Origin of the sequence: Pseudomonas sp. RW407, from assembly GCF_003176655.1 — a bacterium.
Lineage (GTDB): Bacteria > Pseudomonadota > Gammaproteobacteria > Pseudomonadales > Pseudomonadaceae > Pseudomonas > Pseudomonas delhiensis.
The window spans coordinates 760,256-783,751 of sequence record NZ_QGSL01000088.1 but is presented as its reverse complement, the minus strand read 5'-3'; the positions used below and the strand labels follow the sequence as shown (position 1 = coordinate 783,751).

Here is a 23,496-nt window from a genome sequence, read left to right as displayed (position 1 = left end):
CTCGTTGGCTTTTATTCTTCATCCGCCGCGTACGGGTCCGGGTAGCCCAGTTCGGCCAGCAATTGCCGTTCCAGGGCTTCCATTTCCTCGGCCTCGGTGTCGTCGATATGGTCGTAGCCCAGCAGGTGCAGGCAGCCGTGGATCACCAGGTGGGCCCAGTGCGCCGGCGGCTCCTTGCCCTGTTCGGCGGCTTCGCGCTCGACCACCGGGACGCAGATCACCAGGTCGCCCAGCAGCGGGATATCCAGCAGTTCGTCGGGAACGTCGGCGGGGAAGGACAGCACGTTGGTGGCGTAGTCCTTGTGCCGCCAGGTGCGGTTCAGCTCGCGGCCCTCGTCCTCGTCGACCAGGCGGATGGTCAGTTCCGAGTCGGCCTGGCGCTGGCGCAGGGCCAGCTCGCACCACTGGCGCAGCTGGGCCTCGCCGGGCAGACCGGGGGCATCGCTTGCGACCTGCAGGTCGAGTTCAAGCATCTCCGGTTTCCCGCGGCGCGCGCTCGCCGTCCAGGCGTACCGGCTGGCGCTCCTCGAAGCGCTCGTAGGCTTCGACGATGCGCTGCACCAGCGGGTGGCGCACCACGTCCTTGGGCTTGAAGTGGGTGAAGCTGATGCCGGGGACGTCGCGCAGCACTTCCATCACGTGCTTGAGGCCCGAGCGGGTGCCGCGCGGCAGGTCGACCTGGGTGACGTCGCCGGTGATCACCGCGGTGGAGCCGAAGCCGATGCGGGTGAGGAACATCTTCATCTGTTCCATCGTGGTGTTCTGGCTTTCGTCGAGGATGATGAAGCTGTTGTTCAGCGTGCGGCCGCGCATGTAGGCCAGCGGCGCGACCTCGATCACCTGGCGCTCGATGAGCTTGGCCACGGTCTCGAAGCCGAGCATCTCGTACAGGGCGTCGTACAGCGGGCGCAGGTAGGGGTCGATCTTCTGCGACAGGTCGCCGGGCAGGAAGCCGAGCTTCTCGCCGGCCTCCACCGCCGGGCGCACCAGCAGGATGCGGCGGATCTGCTCGCGCTCTAGGGCGTCCACGGCGCAGGCCACGGCCAGGTAGGTCTTGCCGGTGCCGGCCGGGCCGATGCCGAAGTTGATGTCGTGATCGAGGATGGCCTTGACGTAGCGCTGCTGGTTGGCGCCGCGCGGGCGGATGTGCGCCTTGCGCGTCTTCAGCGTGATGCTGGGCACGTCGCTGGCGCTGGCCAGGTCTTCCAGGCCGGATTCCTGGAGGAACAGGTGGACCATGTCCGGGGTCAGCTCGGTGCCGCTCTGCGCCTCGCGGTACAGGCGCTGCAGCAGGTGCTCGGCGGCCTGGGTGCGCGCGGCCTCGCCAACCAGTTCGAACTGGTTGCCGCGGTTGCGGATCTCGATGTCCAGGCGTTTCTCGATCTGGTGCAGGTGCTCGTCGAACTGCCCGCAGAGGTTGGCGAAGCTGCGTGCGTCGAAGGGTTCCAGGGTGAAGCGGTGAAGATCCAGGGGGGCGTTCAAGGTGCTGTCGGTATGACCATTGGGAAATAGGGATGTCCGAAGAATAACCCCGGCGGCCCGTGTGGGAAAGTCGGGCGCCGGGATGGCTTCAGTGACGGGTGGGCTCGATCAGGCGGCCACGCAGCGAGTTGGGCAGCGCTTCGTAGATTTCCACCTCGGCGAACTGGCCGATCAGGCGCGGGTTGTCGCAGGCGAAGTTGACCACGCGGTTGTTCGCCGTGCGGCCCTGCAACTGGCCGGGGTCGCGCTTGGAGTAGTCGGTGACGAGGATGCGCTGGACGCTGCCGACCATGCGTCGGCTGATCTCGAAGCCCTGCTGCTGCAGGCGCGTGTTGAGAATCATCAGGCGCTGCTTCTTCACCTCGTCCGGGGTGTCGTCCGTAAGGTCCGACGCCGGGGTACCCGGGCGCTGGCTGTAGATGAAGACGAAGGAGTAGTCGAAACCGACTTCTTCCACCAGCTTCATGGTCTGCTCGAAGTCCTTGTCGGTCTCGCCGGGGAAGCCGACGATGAAGTCCGAGCTGATGCAGATGTCCGGCACCGCGGCCTTGAGCTTGCGGATGCGCGACTTGTATTCCAGCGCGGTGTGGTTGCGCTTCATGGCGGCCAGCACGCGGTCCGAGCCGGACTGCACCGGCAGGTGGACGAACGGCACCAGTTGCGGCAGCTCGGCGTGGGCGGCGATCAGCGCATCGCTGAACTCCAGCGGGTGCGAGGTGGTGTAGCGGATGCGCTCGATGCCGTCGACCTCGGCCACCACCCGCAGCAGCTCGGCGAAGTCGGCGATGCGCCCGTCATGGGTGGCGCCGCGGAAGCCGTTGACGTTCTGCCCCAGCAGGGTGACTTCCTTGACGCCGTTCTCGGCCAGGTGGATGACCTCGGCGAGCACGTCGTCGAACGGCCGGCTGACTTCCTCGCCACGGGTGTAGGGCACCACGCAGAAGCTGCAGTACTTGCTGCAGCCTTCCATCACCGAGACGAAGGCGGTGGGGCCGTCGACGCGTGGTTCGGGCAGGCGGTCGAACTTCTCGATCTCCGGGAAGGACACGTCCACCTGCGGTTTGCGGGTGGTGCGCGCGGCGTCGATCATTTCCGGCAGGCGGTGCAGGGTCTGCGGGCCGAAGACCACATCGACGAACGGCGCGCGCTCGCGGATGGCGGCGCCTTCCTGGCTGGCCACGCAGCCGCCGACGCCGATCACCAGCTCCGGCTTCTGCTGTTTCAGGGCTCGCCAGGCGCCCAGTTCGGAGAACACCTTCTCCTGGGCCTTTTCGCGGATCGAGCAGGTATTGAGGAGGATCACGTCGGCATCTTCGGCCTTCTCGGTCAACTCCAGGGCATGCTCCTCGCCCAGCAGGTCGGCCATGCGCGAGCTGTCGTACTCGTTCATCTGGCAACCGTGGGTCTGAATGAAAAGCTTCTTGGCCATGCGCGCTTCGTCGGGGGAATCCAAAATGACCGGGCATTATAGTGGCGCGCAGGGCCCGTTCCTAGGGTTGCACGCCAGGCGGCTGTGCTATGCTTCGCGCCCCCTTTTCGCAGAGCTGTCATCCGCCGTTCATGAACAAGCGCGAGAACCCGATCTACAAAGTGGTCTTCCTCAACCAGGGCCAGGTGTTCGAGATGTACGCCAAGCAGATCTACCAGAGCGAACTGTGGGGCTTTCTGGAGATCGAGGAGTTCGTCTTCGGCGAGCGCACCCAGGTGGTCGTGGACCCCAGCGAAGAGAAGCTCAAGGCCCAGTTCGAGGGCGTGATCCGCAGCTTCGTGCCGCTGCACGCGATCATCCGCATCGACGAGGTGGAGCGCCTGGGCACGCCGAAGATCAGCGAGGCCAAGGGCGGCGGCAACGTCATGCCGTTCCCGATGCCGATGCCGGACAAGAGCAGCTGAAGGCTGCAGGCTTCAGGCGGCAGGTAAAAGCGAAGAGCCCGCGCGGTGGTTGCCCTTGTAGGAGCGAGCTTGCTCGCGAATGGAGTTTCCCTGTGGCATGGGGGCTCTGGATTGACTCCGCACCCTCTCCCCAGCCCTCTCCCTGAAGGGAGAGGGAGCAGTCCGTACCTGCCGAGGGTTCAGGTTTCAGCCGGTAACTGCTGTGAAGTATCAGGATGACTCCGGCCTTCCAGGCCGCTCAGGACAGTCCCCTCTCCCTTCAGGGAGAGGGTTAGGGAGAGGGCGCTCTTGAAAGCTTCGCGAGCAAGCTCGCTCCTACGAAAGCCCCTACGCTCTTCGGCCTGTAGCCTGTAGCCTGTAGCCTGTAGCCTGTAGCCTGTAGCCTGTAGCCTGTAGCCTGTAGCCGCCCTCAGGGCAACGGCGAAAACGGCGTATTGCCTGCGGTCTGCAGTTCGATCAGGTAGTTGCGGAAGATCTGCCCCAGCACCTTGCTGGCGATGTCCAGTTCGTCCTTGCTCATCTGCTCGGCGACCAGGTCGGCGCTGTCCATGGCGTCTTCGGCGCCGTTCACCGCGGCCATCTTCAGCACTATGTAGGCCTGGATGTTGTTGGCCTTGACCCCTTCGCCGCGGAAGAACATGGTCCCCAGGCGCCACTGGGCCTGGGCGTGGCCCTGCAGCGAGGCCTTCTCGTACCAGCGCAGCGCGGCCGGGAAGTCGCGCGGGGCGCGTTCGCCGGTGTAGTAGTACTCGCCCAGTTCGAACTGCGCCTCGGCGTCGCCGCCGTTGGCGATCTGCTGGCAGCTGGCCAGGGCCTGCTGCAGTTGCTCGGGAACCGTGTTCAGGGTGCAGCGGCCGGTCGCCGGGACCAGCAGCGAGTTGCCTCCCGCCTGTGCGAACAGGGGCGAGATGAGCAACAGGCTGCCCAGCAGCAGGGCGCGACCAGAACGGTACATGGGGAGAAACGGCCTCCGGCAACGGGGCGGGCACGATGCCCGGCCGGCGAAAACGTGCCGGCCTGCACATTATGAAATAAGCCGACGCTTCCTTACAAAGTCTTTACGGTGTTTTTCGCGGTTTCCGTCCGAATGGCCAAGAAACTGGCGTAGGACGTGCTTGCAAAGCGTAACGACGGAAAATTGGCCGCGGCGAACGCCGCGGCCGGAGGGGCTCACTTGAGGGCGGCGAAGGCGCGCTCGGCGGCGTCCAGTGTCAGCTTCAGCTCGGTGTCGCCGTGGGCGATGGAGGTGAAGCCGGCCTCGTAGGCGCTGGGCGCCAGGTACACGCCGCCTTCCAGCATCAGGTGGAAGAAGCGCTTGAAGCGCTCGGCGTCGCTGGCCATCACGTCGGCGAAGGTGACGATGTCGTCGGCACCGCTGAAGTACAGGCCGAACATGGCGCCGGCCTGGGTGGTGACGAACGGGATGCCGGCGGCATCGGCGCGTTCCTGCAGGCCCTGGAGCATGCGGCTGGTGTAGTCGGTCAGCTCGTCGTGGAAGCCCGGGCGGCTGATCAGCTTCAGGGTGGTCAGGCCGGCGGCCATGGCCAGCGGGTTGCCCGACAGGGTGCCAGCCTGGTAGACCGGGCCCAGCGGGGAAATCTGCTGCATGATCTCGCGCTTGCCGCCGAAGGCGCCCACCGGCATGCCGCCGCCGATGATCTTGCCGAAGGTCGACAGGTCCGGGGTCACGCCGTACAGGGCCTGGGCGCTGCCGAGGGCGACGCGGAAGCCGGTCATCACCTCGTCGAAGATCAGCACCACGCCGTGCTTGTCGCAGGCCTTGCGCAGGCCCTGGAGGAAGCCCGGGGCGGGCGGCACGCAGTTCATGTTGCCGGCCACCGGCTCGACGATGATGCAGGCGACCTTCTGGCCGTATTCGTCCAGGGCCTTCTCCACCGCCTCCAGGTCGTTGAACGGCAGGGTCAGGGTGTGCTTGGCGAAGTCCGCCGGCACGCCCGGGGAGTTCGGCACGCCAAAGGTCAGGGCGCCGGAACCGGCCTTCACCAGCAGACTGTCGGAGTGGCCGTGGTAGCAGCCCTCGAACTTGATGATGTCGTCGCGGCCGGTGTAGCCGCGGGCCAGGCGGATGGCGCTCATGGTCGCCTCGGTGCCGGAGCTGACCATGCGCACCATGTCCATCGACGGCACCAGCGCGCAGACCAGGTCGGCCATTTCCACTTCCAGCGCGGTGGGCGCGCCGTAGGACAGGCCGTGCTCCAGCTGGCGGCGCACCGCATCGAGCACTTCCGGGTGGGCGTGGCCGAGGATCATCGGGCCCCAGGAACCGACGTAGTCGACGTAGCGCTTGTCGTCTTCGTCCACCACGTAGGCGCCTTCCGCGTGCTTGAAGAACAGCGGCGTGCCGCCGACGCTCTTGAAGGCGCGCACCGGCGAGTTGACGCCGCCGGGGATGTGCTTCTGGGCGTTGGCGAAGAGGAGTTCGGAACGGGACATGGCGACCTCTCGTTGGGATCCGTGAAAGCGGGGCGGCGCGCAGCGGCGCCGCGGGAAAAGGTTAGAACAGCGCGGCGAAGGCGCGGGCGCGGCGCTCCACCTCGGCCGGGGTGTCGGCGGCGAAGAGCGCGTTGATCACCGCCAGCAGGTCGGCGCCGCGGCCGATCAGGTCGGGGGCGTTTTCCAGGGTCACGCCGCCGATGGCCACCAGCGGCACGTTGGCGAAGCGCGCGCGGGCCTGCTCCAGCAGCTCGGGGCTGGCTTCGGAGGCGCCGGGCTTGGTCAGCGACTGGAAGAAGCGGCCGAAGGCCACGTAGTCGGCGCCTTCGGCGACGGCCTGGTCGGCCAGCTGCAGGCTGCCGTGGCAGGTGGCGCCGATGATCGCCTGGCGGCCCAGCAGGGCGCGGGCGGCGGCCAGGGAGCCGTCGGTCTGGCCCAGGTGCACGCTCACGCCCAGGCGCGCGGCCAGCTCGGCGTCGTCGTTGACGATCAGGGTGGCGCCGTGGCGCTCGCACAGCTCGCGCAGGGCCTCGGCCTCGCGCAGGCGGCGCGACTCGTCGCTGGATTTGTCGCGGTACTGCAGCAGGCGCGCGCCACCGCGCAGCGCGGCCTCGACGTAGGGCAGCAGGCGGCCGTCGGCGAGCAGCTTGCTATCGGTGATGGCGTAGAGTCCGCGGAGTTTCATGGGGGCCTCGGCAGGTGAATCAGGAGCAGAAGTCCAGCGGCAGCCGGCGCGGGACGTACTGGCCGCGGCCGGGGGCCTCGGCGTCGCGCAGGGTGCGCCAGGTGTAGTCGAGGGCGCTGCGCACGGCGCTGGCCAGTTCCTCGCCCAGGGCCAGGCGGCCGGACAGGGCGCTGGCCAGGGTGCAGCCGGAGCCGTGGTAGCTGCCCGGCAGGCGCTGGCAGGTGAAGGTGTGCTGGCTGCCGTCGCGGCCGTACAGGCGGTTGTGCACCTCGGACTCGTTGCCGTGGCCGCCGGTGATCAGCAGGTTGCGGATGTACGGCAGCAGCTTCTCGGCGCATTCGTCGGCGCTGCCCTCGGGCAGTTCGGCGAGGATGCGCGCCTCCGGCAGGTTCGGCGTGGCGATGGCGGCCATCGGGAACAGCCGTTCGCGGATCGCGTAGCCCACCTCGTCCTTGCCCAGGGCGCCGCCGCCGCCGGCGCGCAGCACCGGGTCGCAGACCAGCGGCACGCCGGGCAGCGACTGCATGATCTCGACCACGGTGTCGACCATCTCCACCGAGCCGAGCATGCCCAGCTTGACCGCGGCCACCGGCAGGTCGGCGATCACGGCGTTGGCCTGGGCCAGCACCCACTCGCGGTCGAGCACGCGGAAGTCGGAAACGTTGACGGTGTCCTGGACGGTCAGTGCGGTGACGGCGGGTGCCGCATGGCAGCCTTGGGCGATCAGGGCTTCGATGTCGGCCTGCAGGCCGGCGCCGCCACTGGGGTCGTGGCCGGACAGGCAGAGCACTACGGGACGGGAGGTTGGCGTTTTCATGGCGCGGGAGCTTACCACTAAACCCGGCAGGCGTCGTTTGCCCCGATCCCCGGCCGGGCGCTCCTTGCTCCCCCCGCCGGCGTGCTAAAGTTGGCCGATTCGAAAATCACGCCCACGGGGCGCGCCAACCGCGGGAGATGGGGCTCCCGGGCGCCGTCCGGAGGGGCACTGCGGGGTAGCATGCAGCGCTGGCTGATCCTCTTCCTTCTCCTTCTTTCGCCGCTGGCCGGTGCGGTGAGCTTCGACGAGCACACCAGCCGCCTGCCGCTGGGCCACGCGATCGACGTCTTCGAGGACGTGCGCGGCACCGCCGACATCGCCGACATCACCTCCGCCGCCCTGGCCGACAGCTTCCGCCGCCACGACCGCGACGTGCTCAACGCCGGCTACTCGCGCTCGGTGTTCTGGATCCGCCTGGACCTGGACTACCGCCCGCAGGAGTCCCAGGACCCGGCGCACTGGCTGCTGGAGCTGGCCTACCCGCCGCTGGACCGCCTGGACCTCTACCTGCCCGGGGCCGACGGCAGGTACCAGCTGGCCCAGCGCACCGGCGACACCCTGCCGTTCGCCAGCCGGCCGATCAGCCTGACCAACTACCTGTTCGACCTCAAGCTCGCGCCGGGCAAGCCGCTGCGCGTCTACCTGCGCCTGGAGAGCCAGGGCTCGATCCAGGCGCCGCTGACGCTCTGGTCGCCCAAGGCCTACATGGAGAACCTGCCGGGCAACGTCTACGTGCTGGGCATCATCTACGGCGTGCTGCTGGTGATGCTGGTGTACAACCTGTTCATCTTCGTCAGCGTGCGCGACACCAGCTACCTCTACTACATCCTCTACATCGCCTCCTTCGGCCTCTACCAGGTCTCGGTCAACGGCGCCGGCATCGAGTACTTCTGGCCCAACAGCCCCTGGTGGGCCAACGCCGCCACGCCCTTCCTGATCGGCTCCGCCAGCCTGTTCGGCTGCCAGTTCGCCCGCAGCTTCCTGCACACCCGCGAGCACAGCCCGTGGGTCGACCGCACCCTGCTGGCGCTGATGGCCGTGGGCGCACTGGTGATGCTGCTGGCGTTCTCGGCCAGCTACGCGCTGTCGCTGCGCCTGGCCACCTACCTGGCCCTGGCGTTCGTGGTGGTCATCTTCAGCGCCGGCATCCTCGCCTGGCTGCGTGGCATGCGCGTGGCGCGCTACTTCATCTTCGCCTGGACCGCCTTCCTCCTCGGCGGGACCATCAACACCCTGATGGTGCTGGGCTTCCTGCCCAACGTGTTCTTCACCATGTACGCCAGCCAGATCGGCTCGGCCCTGGAAGTGGGCCTGCTGTCGCTGGCGCTGGCCGACCGCATCAACGCCATGAAGGAGGAGCGCACGCGCATCCTCCAGGAGTCCAGCCGCAAGCTGGAGCAGCTCAACCTGGAGCTGGCCAACAGCAACCGCCTGAAGGACGAGTTCCTGGCCACCGTCACCCACGAGCTGCGCACGCCCATGAGCGGGGTGATCGGCTCGCTGGAGCTGATGCAGACGGTGCCCATGGACGTGGAACTGGCGCAGTACCAGAAGACCGCCACCGGCTCGGCGCGCGACATGATGCGCATGGTCAACGACATCCTCGCGCTGATCGAACTGCAGGCCGGCAAGCTCTACCCGCGCCGCGAGCCCTTCAGCCTGCGCGGCCTGTTCGACAGCCTGCGCGCCCAGTACGCGCCGCGCGCCGAGGCCAAGGGCCTGCGCTTCGACCTGCAGCTGGACGAAAGCCTGCCCGACACCCTGGAAGGCGACGCCGGCAAGCTGGCCCAGACCCTGGGCTACCTGCTGGACAACGCCATCAAGTTCACTCACCAGGGCGGCGTGGGCCTGCGCGTGGACGGCCAGCGGCAGAGCGACGGCGTCGCCCTGCGGGTGGCGGTGCAGGACTCCGGCATCGGCTTCGAGACGCCGGCCAACGACGCGCTGTACCAGCGCTTCCACCAGCTCGACGGCTCGCTGACCCGTGAGTACGGCGGCCTGGGCATCGGCCTGGCGCTGTGCCGCCAGCTCACCGGGCTGCTCGGTGGGCAGTTGCAGCACCATTCCACCCCCGGGCGCGGCAGCCGCTTCGTCCTCGAGCTGAACCTCGGCCAGCCGGCGCAGGGCTTCAGCGTGCCGCCGCGTCGCGCCGGCGGCCAGGCCCTGCGCCGCCCGGACCAGTGCACGGTGCTGGTGGTGGAGGACAACGCCATCAACCAACTGGTGATCCGCGGCATGCTGCTCAAGCTGGGCTACCGGGTTCGTACCGCCGACAACGGTTCGGAGGCCATCGACCTGCTGCGCCGCGAGGGTGTCGACGCCGTGCTGCTGGACTGCCAGATGCCAATCATGGACGGCTTCGCCACCTGCCGGGCGATCCGCGCGCTGCCCCAGGGCGGCGAGCTGCCGGTGCTGGCCATCACCGCCCACAGCCACAGCGGCGACCGCGAACGCTGCCTGGCGGCGGGGATGAGCGACTACCTGGCCAAGCCGGTGAAGTTCGAGGAACTGCAGACCCTGCTGCACGACTGGCTGCTGTGCCAGCCGGCGCTGCCCAGCCACGCCTGATCCGCCACGCGCAGCGGCCGCTGGCCGGAACGCCCGCACCGCTGGCGCAATTCCCCCTATGGCCAAGCCCTGAACCGTGATTCACTGCTTGAAACAGTGAATCCGGATTCAGAGCATGGTCTACCGTCTCACCGAAGCCCGCCTGCAGAAAGATGTGGCGCTGCGCGAGCGCATCCTCCAGCTGGCCCTGGCGCGGGTCGCCGAGGGCGGCTTCGCGGCGCTGACCATGCAGGGCCTGGCCGAAGAGGCCGGCATCGCCACCGGCAGCCTGTACCGGCACTTCCGCGGCAAGGGCGAACTGGCCGCCGAGGTCTTCGCCCGCGCCAGCCAGCGCGAGGTGGATGCCCTGGCCGTCGTCCTGCGCGGCACCGGCGGGCCCGCCGGGCGCCTGGCCCGCGGCCTGCGCCAGTTCGCCCGGCGCGCCTGGGACAGCCGGCGCCTGGCCTTCGCCCTGATCGCCGAGCCGGTGGACCCCGAGGTGGACGAGCAGCGCCTGCTCTACCGCGAGGCCTACGCCGAACTGTTCGGCGAACTGCTGGAAGAGGGCGTGCGCAGCGGCCACTTCCACTGCGGCCCCACATCATTGATCGCCGCCTGCCTGGTGGGGGCGATCGCCGAATCCCTGGTCGGCCCGCTGTCGCCGCCGGCCCGTGCCGCCCGCGATGCCGGGCAACCCAGCCCGGGCCTGGAGCAAGTCAGCCAGGCCCTCGTCGATTTCTGCCTGCGCGCCGTCGGCGCGCCCCAGCCGGAGGAACAGCGATGAACCTGCACCAGTACGCCGAGACCCACGAAGTCAGCAACCAGGTACCGCCGCTGGATGGCGCCAACCTCTACCGCGTCGACCTGCCGTTGCAGGAGTGGCTGCGCCGCTACGACGGCGGCTGGGCCGAAGCGCGCCTGGACGCCTATGGCGCGCTGGCCGGCGGCCCGCTGATGGCCGCCGGCTTCCTGGCCAACGAGAACAAGCCGGTGTTCAAGAGCCACGACCGCTACGGCCACCGCATCGACCTGGTGGAATTCCATCCGGCCTACCACGAGCTGATGCGCAGCGCCATCGAGGCCGGCATCCCGTCCATGCCCTGGACCGACCCGCGCGCCGGCGCCCACGTCGCCCGCGCCGGCCTGAGCTACCTGCACAGCCAGGCCGAGGCCGGCACCGGCTGCCCGCTGACCATGACCTTCGCCAGCGTGCCGGCGATCCGCCTGCAGCCGGACATCGCCGAGAAATGGCTGCCGAAGATCCTCGCCACCGAGTACGACCCGCGCAACCTGCCGATCGAGCAGAAGGCCGGCGCCACCATCGGCATGGCCATGACCGAGAAGCAGGGCGGCACCGACGTGCGCGCCAACACCACCCGCGCCTACCCGGTAGGCATCCCCGGCCCGGGCCAGGCCTACGAGCTGGTCGGGCACAAGTGGTTCTGCTCGGCGCCCATGTGCGACGCCTTCCTCACCCTGGCCTATACCGACAAGGGCCTGACCTGCTTCCTGCTGCCGCGCCACCGCCCGGACGGCACGCGCAACGAGTTCTACGTGCAGCGCCTGAAGAACAAGCTGGGCAACTGGTCCAACGCCTCCAGCGAGGTGGAGTACCGCGGCGCCTTGGCCTGGATGGTGGGCGAGGAGGGCCGCGGCGTGCCGACCATCATCGAGATGGTGGCCATGACCCGCTTCGACTGCATGGTCGGCTCCAGCGCGCTGATGCGCCAGGCGCTGATCCAGGCCGCGCACCACTGCGCCTACCGCCAGGTCGGCGGCCGCGTGCTGGCCGAGCAGCCGCTGATGCAGAACGTGCTGGCCGACCTGGCCCTGGAAAGCGAGGCCGCGCTGGCGCTGACCATGCGCATGGGGCGCGCCCTGGACCACCTGCATGATGACGCCGAGGACAAGTTCGCCCGCCTGGTCACCGCGGTGGGCAAGTACTGGATCTGCAAGCGCGCCCCGGCGATGATCAACGAGGCCGCCGAATGCCTGGGCGGTGCCGGCTACGTCGAGGACACCATCCTCCCGCGGCTGTACCGCGAGGCCCCGGTGAACTCCACCTGGGAAGGCTCGGGTAACGTCCAGTGCCTGGACGTGCTGCGTGCCCTGTCCAAGGAGCCGGGCGTGCTCGACGCGCTGTTCGCCGAACTCGGCGACGGCCACGGCGACGCCCGCCTGGCCGCCTTCATCGGCAACCTCAAGGCCTCCTTCGCCGACACCGCCGACATCCAGTTCCGCGCCCGCCAGCTCACCGAGGACGTGGCCGTGGCCCTGCAGGCCAAGCTGCTGCTGGAAGCCGGCAACGCCACCGTCTCCGACGCCTTCATCGGCAGTCGCCTGGGCAACGGCGGCCGCGTCTACGGCACCCTGCCGCGCGGCACCGACGTCGAAGCGCTGGTGGCGCGGGCCACGCCGCATCTGGCCTGATGCCGTTGGCCGGGAGCCGTGAGGCTCCCGGCTCAGCCCAGCAGGCGCCGACTCAGCAGGTGCTGCAGGTCGCGGCGGCCGTCCACTACCAGATAGACGTGAATGTCCCGTTCACGCTGGCGATAGATGATGCGGTAGGGCTTGAAGAACAGCTGGCGGTATTCGCGGATGCCCAGGCTCAGCAGTTCCTTGGGGAAATTGCCGCGCTCCGGTGAGTGACGCAGCTCGCCGATGCATTCCAGCAGCATGCTCAGGACATGAGCCGCATGTTGCGGCCCGTCGAATTCGGCAACGTAGTCGTGGATGGACTTCAAATCGCGTTCGGCGCCCTGCGTGATGAACACGCAATAGGGCGAGTCTGCCCCCATCAGGCGTCCCCGCGCAGGCGTTTCGCCACTTCGTCCAGGGCAGCGAATCGACCTTCCTCGATTTCCTGGTTGCCCAGTGCCAGTAGTTTCAGCAGGGCCAGGGTTTCCTGGGTTTCCTCATAGCTGCGGACGTCCTGAATCACAGCCTTGGCTTCGCCGTTCTGGGTGATGATGAGCGGCTCCTGCTGCTCGCCGAGCTGCTTGAGCACCTCTGCCGCATTGGCCTTGAGGTAACTGATGGGTTTGACCTGGGAGGAGTAGCGCATGGTGGCGGCACCTGGAAGAGTTAAGGACTGAATATAGTCTTTTAATGGTCGCCGGCACAGTAGGAGCCCTCCCGGCCGGATGGGGAACCGAGGACATGATTCAGTCATCCCCTTCCTGCGAATAAGCAGGCAAGATGGAGCTGATCGCTCAGACAGGAAGCCCACCATGAATGCCGAGCTCGGCGACGCTTTCGTCGTCGCCCATACCGCAGAAGAGGCGGTCGACCGCCTTGCCGCCCTGCACCAGCGCGCCACCGGGGCGCTCAGCCAGGCCCTGCGGCGCTACCTGAAGACCCGCGAGCAGCCGGCAGCCGAAGAGCGTGCGCTGTTCCGCTACCCGCTGCTGCGCCTGTCCTACCTGTGCCAGGGCGAAGTGCCCTCGACCACCCGCGCCTATGCCAAGGTGCAGACGCCGGGCAACTACGCCGTCACCATCACCCACCCCGAGGCCTTCCGTAAGTACCTGCTGGAGCAACTGCGGCCGCTGATGGAAGACTTCACCGTGCGCGTCGAAGTCGGCCCCAGCGAGCAGAACATCCCCTATCCCTACGTGGTGGAGCAGGGCGACGAGCTGGCTGGCTCGGGCGTGACCGCCGCCGAGCTGGCGCGGGTGTTCCCCAGCACCGACCTGTCGGCCACTTCCGACGGCATCGCCGACGGCCTGTACCAGTGGGAGGGCGCCGACCCCATGCCGCTGGCGCTGTTCGACGCCGCGCGCACCGACTTCTCGCTGCGCCGCCTGGTGCACTACACCGGCAGCGACTGGCGCTGCGTGCAGCCGTGGATCCTGCTGACCAACTACCACCGCTACGTCGACCAGTTCATCCACATGGGCCTGGAGCGCCTGCACGAGGACCCGCGCTTCGTGCGCATGGTGCTGCCGGGCAACGTGGTGATCGAGCGCGACATGGACCGGGGCGAGGCCAACGCCATCATCGCCGGCGTCGAGTGGCACCGCTTCCAGATGCCGGCCTACCACCTGATCGCCAGCGACGGCGACGGCGTCACCCTGATCAACATCGGCGTCGGCCCGTCCAACGCCAAGAACATCACCGACCACCTGGCCGTGCTGCGCCCGCACTGCTGGCTGATGATCGGCCACTGCGGCGGCCTGCGGCAGTCGCAGACCATCGGCGACTACGTGCTGGCCCATGCCTACATGCGCCGCGACGGCATCCTCGACCGGGTGCTGCCGCCGCACATCCCGATCCCGGCGCTGGCCGAGGTGCAGGTGGCGCTGCAGGAGGCCGCGGCGCTGGTCACCGGCGAGCGCGGCGAGGCGCTGAAGCGGCGCCTGCGCACCGGCACCGTGCTGACCTACGACGACCGCAACTGGGAGCTGCACTGGGCCCAGGAGCGCCCGCTGATCAACCTGGCGCGGGCGGTGGCGGTGGACATGGAGAGCGGCACCATCGCCGCCCAGGGCTACCGCCTGCGAGTGCCCTACGGCACGCTGCTGTGCGTCTCGGACAAGCCGCTGCACAGCGAGATCAAGCTGCCCGGCGCCGCCACCTCCTTCTACCAGCGCGCGGTGAGCCAGCACCTGGCGATCGGCATCGCCGCCGTCGACCTGCTGCGCACCCAGCTCAACTCGTTGCACTCGCGCAAGCTGCGCAGCTTCGACGAACCGCCGTTCCGTTGACCCCGCGCATGGCCGCGGCCCTTTCCCGCCCGCGTGGGGAAGGCCCGTGGCAGGATGGCGCAAAGGCCGCCACCGGAGGACGCCATGGCTGAACCCCTGCAACCGACCCGCGCCGAGCGCGCCGCGCGGGTACTGTCGCTGCTCGACCTGACCTCGCTGAACGCCGATGACGACATGCCGCGCATCGTCCAGCTCTGCCGCCGGGCGCTGACGCCCTATGGCGAGGTGGCGGCGGTGTGTGTCTACCCACGCTTCGTGCACGTGGCGCGGCGCACCCTCAACGGCTTCGGCGCGCGCTCGGTCAAGGTCGCCAGCGTATGCAACTTCCCCTCCGGCGACGCACCCCAGGCCGAGGTGGTGGAGGAAGTGCGGCGTACCCTCGCCGAGGGCGCCGACGAGATCGACCTGGTCTACCCGTGGCGGGCGCTGAAGGCTGGCAGGGCCGACGGCGCGGTGGACCTGATCCGCGCCTGCAAGGCACTGTGCGGGCCCTATCACCGGCTCAAGGTGATAGTCGAAAGCGGCGAACTGGGCGACCCCGAACTGATCCGCACGGCCTGCCGCGAGGCCATCGCCGGCGGCGCCGACTTCCTCAAGACCAGTACTGGGAAGGTGGCCGTGAGCGCCACGCCGGAGGCCGCGCTGGTGATGCTGGAGTGCATCGTGGAGGCGGGCGGCAAGGTGGGCTTCAAGGCTGCTGGTGGCATTCGTAGCCTGGACGATGCTGAGGTCTACCTGGCTATCGCGCAGGAGATGCTTGGGGATGACTGGATTACATCCGAGCACCTGCGCTTCGGGGCTTCGGCGTTGCTCGATGAGCTGTTGGGTGAAATGGCGGCGTGACTTGTGTAGGCGCGAGCTTGCTCGCGAATTGGGATTTACTTCTGGCTACGGTGCTTTGGGGGGACTCCGCTCCCTCTCCCCAGCCCTCTCCCTGAAGGGAGAGGGAGCCGTTCGGCGTGCGCTGGCACTTCAGCACTCCCTGATGCCTCGCATAGCGCCTGATATTTCCATGAGGCACGTCTTCCACGTCGGCACGGACTAGCCCCCTCTCCCTTCAGGGAGAGGGAACCGTTCGGCGTGCGCTGGCGCTTCAGCACTCCCTGATGCCTCGCATAGCGCCCGATATTTCCATGAGGCACGTCTTCCACGTCGGTACGGACTAGCCCCCTCTCCCTTCAGGGAGAGGGTTGGGGAGAGGGGCGGAGTTCGAATTGGCACCGACGGTTCCGGGAGACTCCGGTCGAGAGCTTCCCGTACGTGAAGGAGATGAGCCCTACCCACCCATCCGCCCCACCAGCCACTGCTCCCCCGGCTTTGGCGCCCGAAACGCCTGGCTGTCCACGCCCTGTTCATCCAGCGCCCGGGCCAGGTCGTGGACGGGGGCGAACTGGCCTTCGTCGCTGAGGCGGAAGGTGCCGAAGTGGATGGCCATGCTGCACTGCGATTCCAGGGTGCGGTGGGCCTGCACGGCGTCGTCCGGGTTCATGTGGTGGTGGCGCATGAACCAGCGTGGCTCGTAGGCGCCGATGGGCAGTGCGGCGAAGCGCATCGGCCCGAAGCGTTCGCGGATCAGCCCGAACTCCGGGCCCAGGCCGGTATCGCCGGGGAACAGCACGGGGCCGTCCGCTGATTCCAGCACGAAGCCCAGCCACAGGGTGCGGTTGGTGTCGTAGCGCGAGCGCGCCGACCAGTGCTGCGCCGGCACGCCGGTGAGCAGCATGCCCTCGTGCAGCGGCAGGCTCTGCCACCAGTCCAGCTCGTGCACCTCGACGAAGCCGCAGGCGCGGATCAGTTCGGCGTTGCCCAGGCCGGTCACCACCTTCGCTTCCGGGAAGCGCCGGGCCAGTTCGCCCAGGCTGCCGACGTCCAGGTGGTCGTAGTGGTTGTGGCTGACCAGGATCAGGTTGATCGGCGGCAGTTCGTCCAGGGCCAGGCCCGGCGGATGGTGGCGCTTGGGGCCGACGAAGCTGAAGGGGCTGGTGCGTTCGCACCACAGTGGGTCGGTGAGGATGTTCAGGCCGCGGTGCTGGATCAGCAGGGTGGCGTGGTTGACGTAGGTGACGCGCAACTCCTCGCCGCTGACCCGCGCCGGGGTGTCCGGGCGGCGCTCGGGGCCGGGTTGTTCGATCCAGGCCAGTTGCCTGTCGCGCTCCAACTGCCACTTGAGGAACTCGCGGAAACCATGGTGCGGCTTGGCGTCCAGGTTGCGGAAGCGCAGGCCGTCGAAGTTCGCGTTCTGTGGGCCGCGGTAGCCGCCGCCGAGGCGGCCGGCGAGGTTGAGCAGGGTGATCAGCCAGGGGGAGCGACGGGCCTTGGGCATGGTGGATGCTCTGCGTGCTCTTGCAGGGGGTGTTGGCACAACCTAGCATGCCGGCCCATGCTTGTGCTCCGCCGACCTGTTGCCGTTTCCTGCCCATGCCCCGTCCGCCTCGTCCCGCCCCCCGTCGTCCCGCGCCACGCCGTGTAGCCAAGGCTCCGCCGGCGCAGCCGCGGCTGATCCTGCTGAACAAACCGTTCGACGTGCTGACGCAGTTCAGCGATGGCGAGGGCCGGGCGACGCTCAAGGACTACGTGCCGGTGCCCGGCGTCTATCCCGCCGGGCGCCTGGACCGCGACAGCGAGGGCCTGCTGCTGCTGACCAACGATGGCCGCCTGCAGGCGCGCATCGCCGACCCCAGGCACAAGCTGCCGAAGACCTACTGGGTGCAGGTGGAGGGTGAGCCGGACGAGGAACAGTTGCAGCGCCTGCGCGAAGGCGTGCAGCTCAACGACGGCCCTACGCTGCCAGCCGAGGCGCGGCGCATCGACGAGCCGCGGTTGTGGGAGCGGGTGCCGCCAGTGCGTTTCCGCAAGTCGGTGCCCACCGCCTGGCTGGAACTGGTGATCCGCGAGGGGCGCAACCGCCAGGTGCGGCGCATGACGGCGGCGGTCGGCCTGCCGACCCTGCGCCTGGTGCGGGTGCGCATCGGCCCCTGGGGCCTGGACGGGCTGCAGCCGGGGGAGTGGCGCGAGGTGCAGCCCTAGGGCTGGATCAGAAACCGCCTTCCAGGCCGGCGACCACGAAGGACTTGACCAGGAAGCCGAACACGCCGAGGCCGAGGGCGAAGAACAGCACCATGGTGCCCATGCGTCCGGCCTTGGACTTCTTGGCCAGGTCCCAGACGATGAAGGCCATGAACAGGATCAGGGCGGTGACCAGCCCGTACATCATCCAGTCTTCGAAACTCTCGTTCATTGCTGCTCCTGCCCGGCGCGGGCGCTTGAGTGGGGGCCGGAAGGTCCGGCGGTCGCGAGGACGGGCGGCATTATAAGGGCTTGGTCGCTTATTGATCAGCGCTGCTCAGAAAGTGAGCAGAAACTCCTGCGCGAGGGCGGCGATGGCCGAGGAAGTCCCGCCGCAGCGGGCCTGGCGGGAAATAGTCGAGCGCCGAGCGGTACCGGCAGGACGCGGGGTGCGCGCATTTGTCGCAGGTCGCGCCGGGTTGCTTTTCGTAGGAGCGGGCCCTGCCCGCGATTCGCGCGCAGGGCGCGCTCCTACAGGGGAACCGCTCCGCCGATGCGCCGGGGCCACGGCCAACGCCAAGGCCAACCCCGGAGCCGCCGGGGATCAAGGTCAAACGGCGGATAACGCCGTAGGCGTTATTCGCCCTACGGCTTCAGCTGCGCAGGTGTTCCAGCGGCAGTTCGGTGCTGGCCATGATGTTGCGCAGCACGAAGCTGGAACGCACGCTGGTCACGCCCTCGATGCGCGTCAGGGTGCCGAGCAGGAAGTGCTGGTAGTGCTCCATGTCCGGCACCATCACCTTCAACTGATAGTCCGCGTCCATCCCGGTGACCAGGCTGCATTCCAGCACTTCCGGGCACTGGGCGATGATCGACTGGAAGTGCTCGAAGCGCTCCGGGGTGTGCCTGTCCATGCCGATCAGGACGAAGGCGGTGAGGCTCAGGCCGAGCTTCTTGCTGTCCAGCAGGGCGACCTGGCGCAGGATGTAGCCGTCGTCTTCCAGTTGCTTGACGCGTCGCGAGCAGGGCGAGGGCGACAGGCCGATGCGCTCGGCCAGCTCCTGGTTGGAGATGCGCGCGTCGCGCTGCAATTCGGCGAGGATTCGCAGGTCGTAGCGGTCCAGTTTGTTCATTGTGGCCTCGAAAATTTATCTACTTGCATATTCTTATACATTTTTGGTGATTTATTGCGCAACGGATAGTTTGGTGCGCAATCTTCGCAATCCCCTGCCGCTTCGCTCCCCGTAACATGGCTCCAGAAATCACGGCCCGGACCCACACGTCCACGGCGATCCGCCCAATCAGGCGCATCGCGGCCTGCCGACCCGATCGGGTCGTCCAGGCCACCGGGCTACGCACCGCCCAGAAGGTGGAGCGAGGTGAGCCGGCGCCAGAAGCGACGAGCCAGGACGGGTTTCCCGAGGGGAGGTCAGTGACCTCCCTTTTTTCTTGCCCGCGATTTGCCTGCCGACCTTTACCTTGACTTTACCCTGACACCCGCGATGCGCCGCCGATAGCGTTGTCTACCAGGCATGCGAAACCACGAGACCGGCCGGCAGGCCGCTGCGAGGCATTCATGAAGTCGGGCATCTGGCGTCTGGCATCCGTTGGGCTGTTGTCGCTGGCCATCGCCGGCCAGGCCTTCGCCGAAGGTCAGGGCCCGGGTCAGGGCGACCATGGCGGGCATGGCGGCAATGGCGGAGGCCAATGGCAAGGACGCCCGCAAGGCAACCAGGGTGGCCAGCCGCAGGGGCGTCCACAAGGTAACCAGGGCGGCCAGCCGCAGGGCAACCAGGGTGGCCAGTGGCAGGGGCGTCCGCAGGGTAACCAGGGCGGCCAGTGGCAGGGTCATCCGCAGGGCAACCAGGGTGGCCAGTGGCAGGGTCGTCCGCAGGGCAACCAGGGTGGCCAGTGGCAGGGCCGTCCGCAGGGCAGCCAGGGTGGCCCGCAGCAGGGCCGTCCGCAGAGCAACCAGGGCGGCCAGTGGCAGGGTCGTCCGCAGGGCAGCCAGGGTGGCCAGTGGCAAGGTCGCCCCACGGCAGGCCGTGACGATCACGGCTCCGATCGCGGGCCGGGTGGCTGGACCACGCAGTGGCCCGGCGCCAACCAGGGTGGCGGCCAGCGCCCCGGCTCCGGCCGTCCGCCTGCCGGTGGCAACGCCTGGCAGAACCAGGGCCGGCCGCCGGCACCGGGCAACGACTGGCACGGTCGCCCGCCGGGCGGCAACTGGGGCCCGAAGCCTTCGTACTGGCGGCCCGGCTACGAGGTCGAGCACATGCCTCCCGGCTATCGCCGGGTGCCCTGGCGCGGCAACGACTACTTCTTCAACGACGGCTACTGGTACCGCCCCCATGGTTCGCGCTACGTGGTGGTGACGCCGCCCTACGGCGTGCGGGTCGGCTACCTGCCGTCCTTCGCCGAGCAGGTGTGGATCGGCAGCATGCTGTACTTCCTCGCCGCCGGTACCTACTACCTGTTCGACACCGGCTCGCAGAGCTACGAGGTGGTGCCCCCGCCGCAGCAGGCGCAGGCCGCGCCGATGACCAACCCATACGACGTGATCTCCTACCCGATGTACGGGCAGAGCCCGCAGCAGCAGGCCCAGGACCACTACGAGTGCCACACCTGGGCGGTCGGGCAGAGCGGCTTCGACCCGGCCATGGCCAGCTACGCGCCTTCGCAGCAGGCGGTGGATACCTACCGCGGGGCGCTGGGCAGTTGCATGCAGGGGCGTGGCTACAGCGTCAACTGATGGTCTCGTGGCCCACCACTTCCAGCGGGTCGGCGTGCACCAGCACCTCGGCGCGGGGGAACTCGGCGCGGATCGCCAGCACGGCCTGGTCGCACAGCGAATGGGCCTGGGACAGGCGCATGTCGCCGGGCAGCTCCAGGTGCAACTGGACGAACCAGCGGTCGCCGGAAATGCGCGTGCGCAGGTCGTGGGCGCCGGCCACCCCGGGCACCTGGCGCACCAGTTCGAGCATGCGCTCGCTGACGTCCGGCGGCAGCTCTTCGTCCATCAGCACCGCCACCGACTCGCGGGCGATGCGCACTGCGCTCCAGAGGATGTAGGCGGCGATGCCCAGGCCGAACACCGCATCCATCTGCGGGAAGCCGTAGTGCGCCAGGAGCAGGGCGACCAGGATGCTGCCGTTGAGCAGCAGGTCGGAGCGGTAGTGCAGCGAGTCGGCCTGCACCGCCAGTGAGCCGGTGCGCTTGATCACCTGGCGCTGCAGCATCAGCAGGGCGACGGTCAGCGCCAGGGACAGCAGCATTACCAGGATGCCCCAGCCGGTGGCGCCCAGCGGTTCGGGGTGCTGCAGGCGATCCAGCGCCTGGGTGCCGATGAGCACCGCGCTGACCGAGATGAACAGCGCCTGGCCCATGCCCGACAGCGACTCCGCCTTGCCGTGGCCGTAGCGGTGGTCCTCGTCCGCCGGGCGCAATGCATAGCGCACCGCCAGCAGGTTGAGCAGCGAGGCGGCGCCGTCCAGCAGCGAGTCGGTGAGGCCGGCGAGCAGGCTCACCGAGCCGCTGTACCACCAGGCCAGGGCCTTGGTCACCACCAGGATGACGGCCACCGCCAGGGAAGCGCTGGTGGCCAGGTGCAGCAGGCGGGCACGCTCCTTGTCCAAGTTCAGCGGGTGTCCTGGCGTTGTGGCAGGAAGTAGATGTAGTCGAGCAGCGGCGCCGGTTGGCCGAGGGCGGTGAGCGCGGCGCTCATCTGCCCGCGGTGGTGGGTGCCGTGGTTGACCAGGTGCTGGACGATGTCGGCCAGGCTCTGGCGGTGCTCCTGGCCGGCCATGTTGCGGTATTCCAGCTGCTTGCCGAGGTCGCGTTCGTCCTGCTGCGCCAGCCACTGTTGCCAGCCGCCCACGCCCGCGCGGAGGAAGTCGGCCAGGGCGGCGCGGTCGGGCGCCGCCTCGGTGTCCAGGCGGGTGAACTGCCAGGGCCGGCCGGCGACGCGGTCGAGCCAGATGCGGTCGACCACCGCGAGGTGGTTGAGGGTGCCGTGCAGGCTGCCGAAGAACAGCCCGCGCGGCTCACGGTAGACGGCTTCGTCCAGGGGCGCGACGGCCTCGAGGATGCGCTCGTGGGCCCAGAGATGGTAGTCGAGGAGTTTTTCCAGGTGGCGCCCCAGTGTCGCGTGCATGTCAGCCCTCCAGCTTGAGCCCCAGGCTGGCCAGCTGCTGCGGGTTGCCGACGCGCTGGATCAGGCGTGGGTCGTCCAGCGGCAGGGCACGGCCGGTCTCGCGTTCGATGATTGCCTTGAGTTTAGTCCGGTCCACCTGGCCGTCGGCGCCGACCGCCTCGTGCAGTTTCTCGGGGGCGACGGAGTACTTCTCGTCCGGCAGGTAGATGGCTCCGGTGGCGAAGTCTACGCCGAAGGCGATCAGCCCCGGGATGATGTAGAACAACAGTCCGATGGCGTCGAACACGGCGATGGCCGGGTCGATGCGGCCGTCGATCTGGCCGCGGCGGTCGGGGTAGAACAGGGTGCCGCAAGCGGCCAGCTGGCTCAGCAGGGCTGCGCTGAGAACCGCGCAGGAAACTCGGGTGGCAAGACGCATGTAGAACCTCCTGGAGGGTACTTCCGGCAACTATATCAACGAGGCGCGGGGCGCCTCCATCGGCAGGCCGTGCTACCTGTAACTGGGACTGCGGCGGAGTGGCTGCGGTTCGCCGTTATAATCGCCGGTTCGTCATTTCCGTCTGCTTAAGGGTGGATGAAATATAGCCATGAATGCCCTCCCCATCGATGCCGTCCTGCCGGCCCTGCGCCAGGCCCTGAGCGCGCGCCACGAGGCCGTGCTGGAGGCGCCGCCCGGCGCCGGCAAGACCACCCGGGTGCCGCTGGCGCTGCTCGACCAGCCCTGGCTGGCCGGGCAGGGCATCCTCATGCTCGAACCGCGCCGCCTGGCCGCCCGCGCCGCGGCCGAGCGCCTGGCCGCCGAACTGGGGGAGCGGGTCGGCGAGACGGTCGGCTACCGCATCCGCCTGGACAGCAAGGTGGGGCCGAAGACGCGCATCGAGGTGGTCACCGAGGGCATCCTCACCCGCCGCCTGCAGGATGACCCGGCGCTGGAAGGCGTGGGGCTGGTGATCTTCGACGAGTTCCACGAGCGCAGCCTGGACGCCGACCTGGCCCTGGCGCTGACCCTCAATGGCCGCGAGCTGCTGCGCGACACCCCGCTGAAGGTGCTGGTGATGTCCGCCACCCTGGAGGGCGAGCGGCTTGCCGCGCTGCTGGACGACGCGCCCGTGGTGCGCAGCGAGGGGCGGATGTTCCCGGTGGACCTGCGCTGGGGCCGGCCTTTCCAGCCCGGCGAGTTCGTCGAGCCGCGGGTGGTGCAGACGGTGCTCCAGGCCCTGGCCGACGAGCCCGGCAGCCTGCTGGTGTTCCTCCCGGGCCAGGCCGAGATCCGCCGCGTTGCCGAGCAACTGGGCGAGGCCCTGGCCGGCCGCGACGAGGTGCTGCTGTGCCCGCTGCACGGCGAACTCGAACTCTCCGCCCAGCGCGCCGCCATCGAACCGGCGCCGCCAGGCAAGCGCAAGGTGGTGCTGGCCACCAACATCGCCGAGACCAGCCTGACCATCGACGGCGTGCGCGTGGTGGTGGACGCCGGGCTGGCGCGGGTGCCGCGCTTCGACCCGGGCAGCGGCATGACGCGCCTGGAGACCCAGCGCATCTCCCGTGCCTCGGCCACCCAGCGCGCCGGCCGCGCCGGGCGCCTGGAGCCGGGCGTGTGCTACCGGCTGTGGTCCGAGGCGCAGCACGAGCAACTGCCGGCCTACGGCACGGCGGAAATCCTCCAGGCCGACCTCGCCGGCCTGGCCCTGCAACTGGGCCGCTGGGGCGTGGAGCCCGGGGAGCTGGCCTGGCTCGACGTGCCGCCGGCTGCCGC

24 protein-coding genes are annotated in these 23,496 nt (G+C 68.7%); 9 read left to right on the top strand and 15 right to left on the bottom strand.

The annotated features are described in order from the left end of the window. Nucleotides 1–11: 11 nt before the first annotated feature. The 3 genes from ybeY to miaB all read right to left on the bottom strand — a co-directional run bounded on the left by ybeY (nucleotide 12) and on the right by miaB (nucleotide 2,911). Nucleotides 12–473, bottom strand: a complete 462-nt coding sequence (gene ybeY / locus DK254_RS10095) for an rRNA maturation RNase YbeY (protein ID WP_109933665.1) — start codon at nucleotides 471–473, stop codon at nucleotides 12–14. Further along, a complete protein-coding gene (locus DK254_RS10090) occupies nucleotides 466–1,482 on the bottom strand; it encodes a PhoH family protein (protein WP_109933664.1) in 1,017 nt (338 codons plus the stop codon). Before DK254_RS10090 ends, ybeY begins: the two co-directional genes overlap by 8 nt. A gap of 88 nt (nucleotides 1,483–1,570) precedes the next feature. After that, on the bottom strand, nucleotides 1,571–2,911 hold the full coding sequence (gene miaB / locus DK254_RS10085) for a tRNA (N6-isopentenyl adenosine(37)-C2)-methylthiotransferase MiaB (RefSeq protein ID WP_109933663.1): 1,341 nt from the start codon (nucleotides 2,909–2,911) through the stop codon (nucleotides 1,571–1,573). A gap of 131 nt (nucleotides 2,912–3,042) precedes the next feature. On the opposite strand from miaB, the gene DK254_RS10080 reads away from it, so the two are divergent. Further along, nucleotides 3,043–3,375 (top strand): DUF1820 family protein, encoded by a 333-nt coding sequence (locus tag DK254_RS10080; protein WP_074981912.1) that lies wholly within the window; start codon nucleotides 3,043–3,045, stop codon nucleotides 3,373–3,375. A 409-nt stretch (nucleotides 3,376–3,784) separates the two neighbouring features. Here the strand turns inward: DK254_RS10080 and DK254_RS10075 are convergent, their stop codons facing one another. The 4 genes from DK254_RS10075 to DK254_RS10060 form a co-directional block, all read right to left on the bottom strand. Continuing rightward, a complete protein-coding gene (locus DK254_RS10075; RefSeq protein WP_109933662.1) occupies nucleotides 3,785–4,330 on the bottom strand; it encodes a tetratricopeptide repeat protein in 546 nt (181 codons plus the stop codon). Between the two features lie 215 nt (nucleotides 4,331–4,545). Beyond that, nucleotides 4,546–5,829: a glutamate-1-semialdehyde 2,1-aminomutase gene (hemL, locus tag DK254_RS10070; protein WP_109933661.1), complete on the bottom strand. Its 1,284-nt coding sequence runs from the start codon at nucleotides 5,827–5,829 to the stop codon at nucleotides 4,546–4,548. 61 nt (nucleotides 5,830–5,890) lie between these two features. Continuing rightward, on the bottom strand, nucleotides 5,891–6,514 hold the full coding sequence (gene thiE / locus DK254_RS10065) for a thiamine phosphate synthase (protein WP_109933660.1): 624 nt from the start codon (nucleotides 6,512–6,514) through the stop codon (nucleotides 5,891–5,893). Nucleotides 6,515–6,533: 19 nt separating this feature from the next. Then, on the bottom strand, nucleotides 6,534–7,331 hold the full coding sequence (locus tag DK254_RS10060; RefSeq protein WP_109933659.1) for a hydroxymethylpyrimidine/phosphomethylpyrimidine kinase: 798 nt from the start codon (nucleotides 7,329–7,331) through the stop codon (nucleotides 6,534–6,536). Nucleotides 7,332–7,511: 180 nt separating this feature from the next. Here DK254_RS10060 and DK254_RS10055 point away from each other — a divergent pair, with 180 nt between their 5' ends. From DK254_RS10055 to DK254_RS10045, 3 genes are all read left to right on the top strand, one after another. Further along, nucleotides 7,512–9,899 (top strand): hybrid sensor histidine kinase/response regulator, encoded by a 2,388-nt coding sequence (locus DK254_RS10055; protein WP_109933658.1) that lies wholly within the window; start codon nucleotides 7,512–7,514, stop codon nucleotides 9,897–9,899. A gap of 115 nt (nucleotides 9,900–10,014) precedes the next feature. Then, a complete protein-coding gene (locus tag DK254_RS10050; protein WP_109933657.1) occupies nucleotides 10,015–10,662 on the top strand; it encodes a TetR/AcrR family transcriptional regulator in 648 nt (215 codons plus the stop codon). Continuing rightward, nucleotides 10,659–12,308 (top strand): acyl-CoA dehydrogenase family protein, encoded by a 1,650-nt coding sequence (locus DK254_RS10045; RefSeq protein ID WP_109933656.1) that lies wholly within the window; start codon nucleotides 10,659–10,661, stop codon nucleotides 12,306–12,308. The genes DK254_RS10050 and DK254_RS10045 overlap by 4 nt, the downstream gene beginning before the upstream one ends. A 32-nt stretch (nucleotides 12,309–12,340) precedes the next feature. Here the strand turns inward: DK254_RS10045 and DK254_RS10040 are convergent, their stop codons facing one another. Both DK254_RS10040 and DK254_RS10035 read right to left on the bottom strand, forming a co-directional pair. After that, entirely contained in the window at nucleotides 12,341–12,676 is a 336-nt protein-coding gene (locus DK254_RS10040) for a type II toxin-antitoxin system RelE/ParE family toxin (RefSeq protein WP_109933655.1), read from the bottom strand. Next, nucleotides 12,676–12,942 (bottom strand): type II toxin-antitoxin system Phd/YefM family antitoxin, encoded by a 267-nt coding sequence (locus tag DK254_RS10035; protein WP_009617373.1) that lies wholly within the window; start codon nucleotides 12,940–12,942, stop codon nucleotides 12,676–12,678. The genes DK254_RS10040 and DK254_RS10035 overlap by 1 nt, the downstream gene beginning before the upstream one ends. Nucleotides 12,943–13,108: 166 nt before the next feature. On the opposite strand from DK254_RS10035, the gene amn reads away from it, so the two are divergent. Both amn and deoC read left to right on the top strand, forming a co-directional pair. Next, nucleotides 13,109–14,584, top strand: coding sequence for an AMP nucleosidase (amn, locus tag DK254_RS10030; protein WP_109933654.1), 1,476 nt, complete (start codon nucleotides 13,109–13,111; stop codon nucleotides 14,582–14,584). 84 nt (nucleotides 14,585–14,668) lie between these two features. After that, a complete protein-coding gene (gene deoC, locus DK254_RS10025) occupies nucleotides 14,669–15,427 on the top strand; it encodes a deoxyribose-phosphate aldolase (RefSeq protein ID WP_109933653.1) in 759 nt (252 codons plus the stop codon). A gap of 433 nt (nucleotides 15,428–15,860) precedes the next feature. On the opposite strand, the gene DK254_RS10020 is transcribed toward deoC, so the two are convergent. After that, nucleotides 15,861–16,907, bottom strand: coding sequence for an MBL fold metallo-hydrolase (locus tag DK254_RS10020; RefSeq protein ID WP_109933652.1), 1,047 nt, complete (start codon nucleotides 16,905–16,907; stop codon nucleotides 15,861–15,863). A 95-nt stretch (nucleotides 16,908–17,002) separates the two neighbouring features. On the opposite strand from DK254_RS10020, the gene DK254_RS10015 reads away from it, so the two are divergent. Next, a complete protein-coding gene (locus DK254_RS10015) occupies nucleotides 17,003–17,611 on the top strand; it encodes a pseudouridine synthase (RefSeq protein WP_109933651.1) in 609 nt (202 codons plus the stop codon). A 7-nt stretch (nucleotides 17,612–17,618) separates the two neighbouring features. Here the strand turns inward: DK254_RS10015 and DK254_RS10010 are convergent, their stop codons facing one another. Both DK254_RS10010 and DK254_RS10005 read right to left on the bottom strand, forming a co-directional pair. Continuing rightward, on the bottom strand, nucleotides 17,619–17,822 hold the full coding sequence (locus DK254_RS10010) for a DUF2788 domain-containing protein (RefSeq protein WP_109933650.1): 204 nt from the start codon (nucleotides 17,820–17,822) through the stop codon (nucleotides 17,619–17,621). A gap of 421 nt (nucleotides 17,823–18,243) precedes the next feature. Continuing rightward, nucleotides 18,244–18,723, bottom strand: coding sequence for an Lrp/AsnC family transcriptional regulator (locus DK254_RS10005; protein ID WP_009617381.1), 480 nt, complete (start codon nucleotides 18,721–18,723; stop codon nucleotides 18,244–18,246). Between the two features lie 443 nt (nucleotides 18,724–19,166). On the opposite strand from DK254_RS10005, the gene DK254_RS10000 reads away from it, so the two are divergent. Further along, nucleotides 19,167–20,342 carry a DUF6515 family protein gene (locus tag DK254_RS10000; RefSeq protein ID WP_109933649.1) on the top strand — a complete coding sequence of 392 codons (1,176 nt, stop codon included), beginning with the start codon at nucleotides 19,167–19,169 and terminating at the stop codon, nucleotides 20,340–20,342. Here DK254_RS10000 and DK254_RS09995 read toward each other — a convergent pair. From DK254_RS09995 to DK254_RS09985, 3 genes are read right to left on the bottom strand one after another with little or no spacing between them, the layout of a single operon-like run. Beyond that, a complete protein-coding gene (locus DK254_RS09995) occupies nucleotides 20,335–21,225 on the bottom strand; it encodes a cation diffusion facilitator family transporter (RefSeq protein ID WP_371921115.1) in 891 nt (296 codons plus the stop codon). The genes DK254_RS10000 and DK254_RS09995 overlap by 8 nt on opposite strands. A gap of 2 nt (nucleotides 21,226–21,227) precedes the next feature. After that, the gene (locus DK254_RS09990) at nucleotides 21,228–21,743 is read right to left on the bottom strand and encodes a DinB family protein (protein ID WP_109933648.1); all 516 of its coding nucleotides are present in this window, start codon (nucleotides 21,741–21,743) and stop codon (nucleotides 21,228–21,230) included. Nucleotide 21,744: 1 nt separating this feature from the next. Further along, on the bottom strand, nucleotides 21,745–22,161 hold the full coding sequence (locus tag DK254_RS09985) for a hypothetical protein (RefSeq protein ID WP_009617385.1): 417 nt from the start codon (nucleotides 22,159–22,161) through the stop codon (nucleotides 21,745–21,747). A gap of 169 nt (nucleotides 22,162–22,330) precedes the next feature. Here DK254_RS09985 and hrpB point away from each other — a divergent pair. Beyond that, nucleotides 22,331–23,496, top strand: a 1,166-nt coding sequence (gene hrpB / locus DK254_RS09980; RefSeq protein ID WP_109933975.1) for an ATP-dependent helicase HrpB, incomplete at its 3' end; no start/stop codon positions are given.

Excerpts from the sequence above, each read along its gene's own strand:
- DK254_RS10035 (WP_009617373.1), bottom strand. The coding sequence starts at position 12,942 with ATGCGCTACTCCTCCCAGGTCAAACCCATCAGTTACCTCAAGGCCAAT.
- thiE (WP_109933660.1), bottom strand. The coding sequence starts at position 6,514 with ATGAAACTCCGCGGACTCTACGCCATCACCGATAGCAAGCTGCTCGCC.
- miaB (WP_109933663.1), bottom strand. The coding sequence starts at position 2,911 with ATGGCCAAGAAGCTTTTCATTCAGACCCACGGTTGCCAGATGAACGAG.
- ybeY (WP_109933665.1), bottom strand. The coding sequence starts at position 473 with ATGCTTGAACTCGACCTGCAGGTCGCAAGCGATGCCCCCGGTCTGCCC.
- DK254_RS10075 (WP_109933662.1), bottom strand. The coding sequence starts at position 4,330 with ATGTACCGTTCTGGTCGCGCCCTGCTGCTGGGCAGCCTGTTGCTCATC.
- DK254_RS10005 (WP_009617381.1), bottom strand. The coding sequence starts at position 18,723 with ATGAACAAACTGGACCGCTACGACCTGCGAATCCTCGCCGAATTGCAG.
- DK254_RS10000 (WP_109933649.1), top strand. The coding sequence starts at position 19,167 with ATGAAGTCGGGCATCTGGCGTCTGGCATCCGTTGGGCTGTTGTCGCTG.
- DK254_RS10015 (WP_109933651.1), top strand. The coding sequence starts at position 17,003 with ATGCCCCGTCCGCCTCGTCCCGCCCCCCGTCGTCCCGCGCCACGCCGT.
- DK254_RS10050 (WP_109933657.1), top strand. The coding sequence starts at position 10,015 with ATGGTCTACCGTCTCACCGAAGCCCGCCTGCAGAAAGATGTGGCGCTG.
- DK254_RS10020 (WP_109933652.1), bottom strand. The coding sequence starts at position 16,907 with ATGCCCAAGGCCCGTCGCTCCCCCTGGCTGATCACCCTGCTCAACCTC.
- DK254_RS09990 (WP_109933648.1), bottom strand. The coding sequence starts at position 21,743 with ATGCACGCGACACTGGGGCGCCACCTGGAAAAACTCCTCGACTACCAT.
- DK254_RS10060 (WP_109933659.1), bottom strand. The coding sequence starts at position 7,331 with ATGAAAACGCCAACCTCCCGTCCCGTAGTGCTCTGCCTGTCCGGCCAC.
- deoC (WP_109933653.1), top strand. The coding sequence starts at position 14,669 with ATGGCTGAACCCCTGCAACCGACCCGCGCCGAGCGCGCCGCGCGGGTA.
- DK254_RS10080 (WP_074981912.1), top strand. The coding sequence starts at position 3,043 with ATGAACAAGCGCGAGAACCCGATCTACAAAGTGGTCTTCCTCAACCAG.
- DK254_RS10055 (WP_109933658.1), top strand. The coding sequence starts at position 7,512 with ATGCAGCGCTGGCTGATCCTCTTCCTTCTCCTTCTTTCGCCGCTGGCC.
- DK254_RS10040 (WP_109933655.1), bottom strand. The coding sequence starts at position 12,676 with ATGGGGGCAGACTCGCCCTATTGCGTGTTCATCACGCAGGGCGCCGAA.
- DK254_RS09985 (WP_009617385.1), bottom strand. The coding sequence starts at position 22,161 with ATGCGTCTTGCCACCCGAGTTTCCTGCGCGGTTCTCAGCGCAGCCCTG.
- DK254_RS10010 (WP_109933650.1), bottom strand. The coding sequence starts at position 17,822 with ATGAACGAGAGTTTCGAAGACTGGATGATGTACGGGCTGGTCACCGCC.
- DK254_RS10045 (WP_109933656.1), top strand. The coding sequence starts at position 10,659 with ATGAACCTGCACCAGTACGCCGAGACCCACGAAGTCAGCAACCAGGTA.
- hemL (WP_109933661.1), bottom strand. The coding sequence starts at position 5,829 with ATGTCCCGTTCCGAACTCCTCTTCGCCAACGCCCAGAAGCACATCCCC.
- amn (WP_109933654.1), top strand. The coding sequence starts at position 13,109 with ATGAATGCCGAGCTCGGCGACGCTTTCGTCGTCGCCCATACCGCAGAA.